Source organism: Arthrobacter sp. (assembly GCF_031988865.1).
In the GTDB taxonomy this organism is placed as follows: domain Bacteria; phylum Actinomycetota; class Actinomycetes; order Actinomycetales; family Micrococcaceae; genus Arthrobacter_B.
Genome location: NZ_DALZXY010000070.1, coordinates 13,194 through 19,623, shown reverse-complemented (window position 1 = coordinate 19,623; position 6,430 = coordinate 13,194). Strand labels below are relative to the sequence as shown.

At 67.4% G+C, this 6,430-nt stretch carries 6 protein-coding genes; 4 read left to right on the top strand and 2 right to left on the bottom strand.

The annotated features are described in order from the left end of the window. Together RTN46_RS12510 and RTN46_RS12505 are read right to left on the bottom strand one after the other, a co-directional pair. On the bottom strand, positions 1-401 hold a 401-nt coding region (locus tag RTN46_RS12510), incomplete at its 3' end, for an LUD domain-containing protein (RefSeq protein ID WP_312181814.1). Next, a complete protein-coding gene (locus RTN46_RS12505) occupies positions 398-1,198 on the bottom strand; it encodes a (Fe-S)-binding protein (RefSeq protein WP_312181813.1) in 801 nt (266 codons plus the stop codon). The genes RTN46_RS12510 and RTN46_RS12505, both read right to left, overlap by 4 nt. Positions 1,199-1,398: 200 nt before the next feature. On the opposite strand from RTN46_RS12505, the gene RTN46_RS12500 reads away from it, so the two are divergent. The 4 genes from RTN46_RS12500 to RTN46_RS12485 form a co-directional block, all read left to right on the top strand. After that, positions 1,399-3,123, top strand: a complete 1,725-nt coding sequence (locus tag RTN46_RS12500; protein WP_312181811.1) for an L-lactate permease — start codon at positions 1,399-1,401, stop codon at positions 3,121-3,123. Between the two features lie 215 nt (positions 3,124-3,338). After that, entirely contained in the window at positions 3,339-4,124 is a 786-nt protein-coding gene (locus RTN46_RS12495) for an FCD domain-containing protein (RefSeq protein ID WP_312181810.1), read from the top strand. Positions 4,125-4,260: 136 nt separating this feature from the next. Beyond that, the gene (locus RTN46_RS12490) at positions 4,261-5,736 is read left to right on the top strand and encodes a sensor domain-containing protein (RefSeq protein ID WP_312181809.1); all 1,476 of its coding nucleotides are present in this window, start codon (positions 4,261-4,263) and stop codon (positions 5,734-5,736) included. Positions 5,737-5,776: 40 nt separating this feature from the next. Next, positions 5,777-6,430: response regulator transcription factor (locus tag RTN46_RS12485; protein ID WP_312181807.1), on the top strand; the 654-nt coding region annotated here is incomplete at its 3' end.

Here is a 6,430-nt window from a genome sequence, read left to right as displayed (position 1 = left end):
ATTTCCTGGGTGGCCATGGACTTGACCTTCACGACCTCGTCCACACCCTCGGCGCGGATCAGGTCGCGGACAATTTCATTGGCTTCGTCGGCGTCGCGGGCCCAGTGGATCACGCCGCCGCGGGCGGTGAAGTTGGCTTCGAACTGCTCCAGCAGCTCGGGCAGCCGGGCCATCACGGATTCCTTGACGGCGCTGCCGGCGCTGCGCAGTTCCTCCCAGTCGGGCAGCTCGCCGACCACTTTCAGCCGTTTATCCCGGATGGTGTGGGTGGCGTGCCCCAGGTTGGCGCGCAGCTGGGCGTTGCCGAGCTCCCGCTTGGCCGCGTCCGGAAAGGACTCGACGGCGTTGAGGTTGCCGCGGCCAAAAACGGGCAGGGTGGGCATACCGAGGTAGGTGCTCATCGGGTGGCCTTTCCGCTGACCAGGATCTCTCCGGTGACGGAGACCGGGTTGTCCTTGGTGCTGGCCAGGATTTCGGCGAAGTGCAGGGTGGTGGCGCTGGCGCCTTCGCGGGAGAGTCCGCCGCCGATGTGCAGCAGGCAGGAAGCGTCTCCGCCGGAGCACAGCGAGGCACCGGTGGAGGTGATGTTGGCTGTTTTATCCGCCAGCATGGCGGAGGAGACATCGGCGTTCTTCATGGAGAAGGTTCCGCCGAAGCCGCAGCACTGGTCCGCTTCCGGCAGGTCCGCCATCTCGATCCCGCCGACGGAGGAGAGCAGGTTCAGCTGCCGGTCGCCCAGGCGCAGCAGCCGCATGCCGTGGCAGCTGGGGTGGTAGGTCACCTTGTGCGGGAACCAGGACCCCAGCTGCTCGGCGGCGTTGGTGATGCCCAGGACGTCGGTCAGCAGCTCGGAGAGTTCGTAGGTTTTGGCACCGACGGCTTCGGCCTGGGCCTCCAGCGCCGTGTCGCCGCAGGACCGCGCGATCATCGGGTGCTGATGCTTGACCGAGCCGACGCAGGATGCCGACGGCGCGACGGCGACGTCATAACCTGCCGGGTCGAACGCCTCCACATGGTTGCGGACCACGGGAACCGCTTCCGGGAAGTACCCCGAGTTGACGTGCATCTGGCCGCAGCAGGCCTGGCCGGACGGGAACACGACCTCGTGTCCCAGCCGCTCCAGGATGGAGACCGTGGCACGGGCTGTCCGCGGATACATCGCATCCACGATGCAGGTGGCAAATAGTGCAATTCTCATGGCTGCCTCTCAGCGGGCTTGTCCCCGGGGCTGGTGTGGTCAGACCAATACTAGGCACGTTATCCGCAACACACCAAGGAGGCCCGTGACTGGTGGCCATGATCACACGCGGTGGGACGGTGCGCTAGACTTCCATGGCCTGACCATTGTGGTCTGACCAACTTTCCCCCGCCAGTTTTCTCTTTTCCCGGAGGTCCCCTGTGGATCACTTCACCGCCAGCACCGATCCGGTGTTTGGCAGCGTCGCCGCGTCAGCCATCGTGGCTCTCGTCCCCCTGCTCACGTTCTTTATCCTGCTGGCGTTCGTGAAGGTCAAGGCACACGTAGCCGGCGGACTGTCGCTGGTGGTGGCGCTTGCCGTGGCTATCTGGGCGTTCAAGATGCCCGCCGGGCTGGCCCTGCTCTCCGCCACCCAGGGTGCCGTCTTCGGTGCGTTCCCGGTGGTCTGGATCGTGATCATGGCGATCTGGCTGTACCAGATCACGGTGGTCAGCGGCCGGTTCGAGGACCTGCGCCGGGTCTTCGATGTCATCGGCGGCGGCGACGTGCGCATCCAGGCCATTCTGGTGGCGTTCTGCTTCGGCGGCCTGCTGGAAGCCCTCGCCGGGTTCGGTGCGCCGGTGGCCATCACCGCCACCATGCTCGTGGCCCTGGGCCTGAAACCCATGAAAGCCGCCGCCGCCGTGCTGGTCGCCAACACCGCGCCGGTCGCCTTCGGAGCCATGGCCATCCCGATCACCACGGCCGCCAACCTCACGGGCCTGGACGCCGATCACATCGGTGCCGTCGTGGGACGCCAGGCGCCGCTGCTCGCCGTCGTTGTGCCGCTGATCCTGGTCTTTATCCTTGACGGATTCCGGGGCATCAAGGACACCTGGCCCGCCGCCGTCGTCACCGGCGTTGCATTCTCCGTGGCCCAGGTCCTGTGCTCCACCTTCTTCTCCTACGAACTGACGGACATTGTTGCCGCCCTCGCCGGCCTGGGTGCCGCCGTCGTCTTCCTGCGTTTCTGGCAGCCCCGCGGCCTCGACGCCGCCCGCGAACGGATGGGCCTGACCGCCCTCGTCACTGCCGGCGCTGACCGCCCGGGAGCCGGCAGCGGTTCGACCGCGACCGCCGTCCGCGACGAGGATTCCCTGACACCGTCCCGAACATGGCTGGCCCTGTTCCCGTACTTCCTGGTCATCGTGATCTTCGGTATCGCCAAGCTCTGGAAGCTCGGTGTGGATATCCCCGCCTTCCTGGCCTCCACCGATATCCAGGTTCCCTGGCCGATCCTGCATGAGCGGCTGGTGGACGCGTCCGGAGACCCCGTTTCCTCCACCATCTACACGTTCAACTGGCTGTCCACCCCGGGCACGCTGCTGCTGATCACCGGGCTGATCGTCGCGGTGGTGTACTCCCGGTTCGACGACGGCGGGCGGTACCGCATGAGCGTGGGTAACGGCGTGGCCGAGATCGGCCGCACCGTGTGGAACATGCGCTGGGCCGCCGCCACGATTCTCTCCGTGCTGTCCCTGGCCTACGTTATGAACCTCTCCGGGCAGACTGTGGCCATCGGCACCTGGCTGGCCGGAACGGGTGGGTTCTTCGCGTTCCTTTCCCCGGTCCTGGGCTGGATCGGCACGGCCGTGACCGGCTCAGATACCTCCGCCAACGCCCTCTTTGCCCGCCTGCAGCAGACTGCCGGCATCGAAGCCGGCATCGATCCCAACCTGCTGGTGGCCGCCAATACCACCGGCGGCGTCGTCGGCAAGCTGATCAGCCCGCAGAACCTGGCGATCGCCGTGACCGCCGTGAAGCTGGACGGTCAGGAGTCCGTGCTGCTGCGCAAGGTGGTCGGGTGGAGCGTGGCACTGCTGCTGGTCCTGTGCACCGTGGTCTTCCTGCAGTCCACGCCGGTCCTGGGCTGGATGCTGCCTTAACTTCAAGCAGCAAGCCAGCAGGCAGAAGGGTGCGCCTTGGGGGGGCGCACCCTTCTACTGTCCCCGGCTCCCCTCACCTGCCCGCGGCTCCCCTCGCCTGCCCGCCGCGCCCCGCTCGTCGCCGCCGCGCACTTCAGGTGGGCCCCGTGACGGCCCGCAGTTCCCTTTGTTGCGGACGCGGATAAATCCCGCCGCCTACGTGCAAGGATGTTGCAGTGACTCTTACGGATTCCGCTCCCCTGCCGCCGCGCCGCAGTTATGACCTGCTGCTGGCAAACATCGAAGCCGGGCTGCGGTCCGGCGAGATCAAGCTGGGCGACCAGCTGCCGGGAGAACGCACCCTGGCGGAAACCTACGGCATCTCCCGCGCGTCCGTCCGCGAAGGCATCCGGATCCTGGACGCCATGGGGGTCCTGCGGTCTTCCTCGGGCTCCGGGCCGAAATCGGGTGCCATCATTGTCTCCGAGCCCTCCGCCGGCCTGTCTTCCGCACTGCGCCTGCATATGGCCAGCAACCGGCTGCCGGTTGCTGACATTGTGCAGACCCGCGTGCTGCTGGAAACCTGGGCCGCCGAAGCCGCCGCCGCGACCCTGCACACCGAAGAATCCGCAGCTGCACTGGCCCGGGCGCACAGCCTGCTGGAAGCCATGGACCACCCTGACCTGGACCGGGACACCTTCCATACCCTCGATGCACAATTCCATGTGGAGCTCAGCTCGCTGGCCGGCAACGCCGTGATCGAGACCATGATGGCTTCACTCTCCGGCGCCATCCGGGGCTACGTCAAAGAGGCCATGGACAACTTCGAGGACTGGCCGGCCATCCTGGACGTGCTCCGCGAACAGCACCACGGAATTTATGACGCCGTCTCCTCCGGGGACGGCGCCCTGGCCGCACAGCTGCTGCGCGCCCACATTGAATGGTTCTACGCCCAGATCCCGGCGCCCCAAACGGCGCAGGACCAGTCGGTTCAGTCCCCCTCAGCGGAGCCCCAGGCCTAGCGCGCCTGGCCGGGTGCGTGCTTGGCCTGGCACGCGCCTGGCCGATACGTGCCTGGCCAGCTGCGGGGACTCCCCCGGGCGACTACGGGGGAAAACCCCATAGCCAACAGCATTCACCGCGGAGAAAGATGTAACTATGACACCCACCCGCGCCTCCGATCCCGACACCGCGCCCGGCCTGCCGGAAGCAGCGGCCCGTCCGGACCGGCACCCGCCGCACCCCCGGCATACCCCGCACTCCCAGCGCACCCCGCATTCGCCGCGCACCCAGGCTCCTCACCCGGCAGGACGCCGCCCAGCCTTTTTCCGCAGCAGCACCTGGCGGGCCTTCGGCTATCACGGACTCACGCTGCTGCTGGCGCCCTTCGCCCTGGCCTACGCGGTGGGCACGGTGTCGCTGGGAGCCTCGTTCCTGGTCACCTTTGTTGGCCTGATCGCCCCCGCGGCAATGGTCGCCGGGGCCCGGTACTGGGGAACCATTAACCGTTCCCTCGCGGCAACACTCCTGGGCCGCCCCATCGACGCACCCCCGCCGTTCACTCCCCGTCCCGGGTTCTTCGGCTACCTCCGCTCCGGACTCAGCGACACGGCAGGCTGGCGGGCCCTGGCCCACATGGGCATCACCTTCGTGACCTCCGTGACCGCTGCCTGCCTGAGTATCAGCTTCCTGGCCGCCGGGTTGGGCAGCATGACGCACTGGTTCTGGTCGCGGTGGCTGCCCCCGCAGCAGGCGGCCGACGGGACCTGGCACCGCGGCAGCCAGATCCTCCCGGGTGTCTTCGCCGACAGCTTCTGGTGGCAAGCCGCCTACTTCGCGGTGGGTGTCCTCTTCACTTTCCTGCTCTGGCCGGCGATCAATAACGGCATGGCCCGCCTTCAGTCGGCTCTCGCGGCATCACTGCTGGGCCCCACTTCTGCCCAGTACCGGGTCCAGGATCTTGAGGCCAGCCGGAGCAGTTCGGTGAATACCGCCGACGCCCGGCTGGCACGGATCGAACGGGACCTGCATGACGGCACCCAGGCGCAGCTCGTGGCGATCGCCATGAAAATCGGCGATGCCCGGGACCGGCTGGCCGGCACCGAAATACCCGCCGAACTGCAGGGCCTGCTGGACAGCGCCCATGGCACGGCCAAGGACGCCCTTGAAGACCTGCGCGGCATCGCCCGCGGCATCCGCCCGGCCGTACTCAACGACGGCCTGGACACCGCGCTGGAATCGCTGGCTGCCACGGCCCCGCTTCCCGTCGACCTTTCCTACCGGCTGCAGGTCCGCCCATCGCCCGCGGTGGAAGCCATTGCCTACTACTGCGTCGCCGAACTGGTGACCAACGCGGTCAAGCACTCCGGGGGCTCACGAGTCAGTGTCCTGGTGGTCCAGGAAGGCGCTGACATGGTGCTCAGCGTCAAGGACGACGGCACCGGCGGCGCACCAGGCGCAGGCCTGGACAGCGCAGGACGTGCGGCCGCGGGCTCGGACAGCTCCGCAGGAACCACGGCAGGAACCGGCTTGGCCGGCCTGGCGGAACGGGTCCGGACAGTGGACGGGACAATGCGGATTTCCTCTCCGGCCGGAGGCCCAACAGTGGTGACGGTCTTCCTGCCGCTTTCCTGACCGGTTTCCAGAGTGCTGCCCGGTGCGGCAAGCTACTTGGATGAGGATTGTCATCGCAGAGGATTCCGCCCTGCTCCGGGCCGGGCTGGTGGAACTGCTGAATGGGCGCGGCCACGAGGTCCTGGCGGCCGCGTCCGACGCCGAGGAGATGTTCACGGCGCTCGAAACCGCTGATCCCGACGTCGTGATCCTGGATAACCGGATGCCGCCCACCCATACCCACGAGGGGATTCGGGCGGCCTTGAAGCTGCGGGAAACCCGTCCGGAAATCGGCGTCCTGCTGCTCTCCCAGTACGTGGAGACGCGCTACGCCTCGCAGCTTTTTGCCGGGCAGCCCAGCGGCACCGGATACCTGCTCAAGGACCGGGTGGCGGACGTCGCCGATTTCCTGGGCGCGCTGGAACGCATCCGTGACGGGGAGACTGTGCTCGATCCCGAGGTAGTGCGGCAGCTGATGGGTGCCGGACGGCACGCCGGCCTGGAGTCCCTGACGCCCCGGGAACGCGACGTTCTGGAGCTCATGGCCCAGGGCCGGACAAATGCCGGTATCTGTGCTGAACTGTTCCTCTCCGCCGGCGCAGTGGAAAAGAACATCACGTCTATATTCGGCAGGCTGAATCTCCATCCAGCGGCCGGGGACCACCGGCGGGTCCTGGCCGTGCTGCAGTACCTGCAGGCTGCACACCCCGTGTGG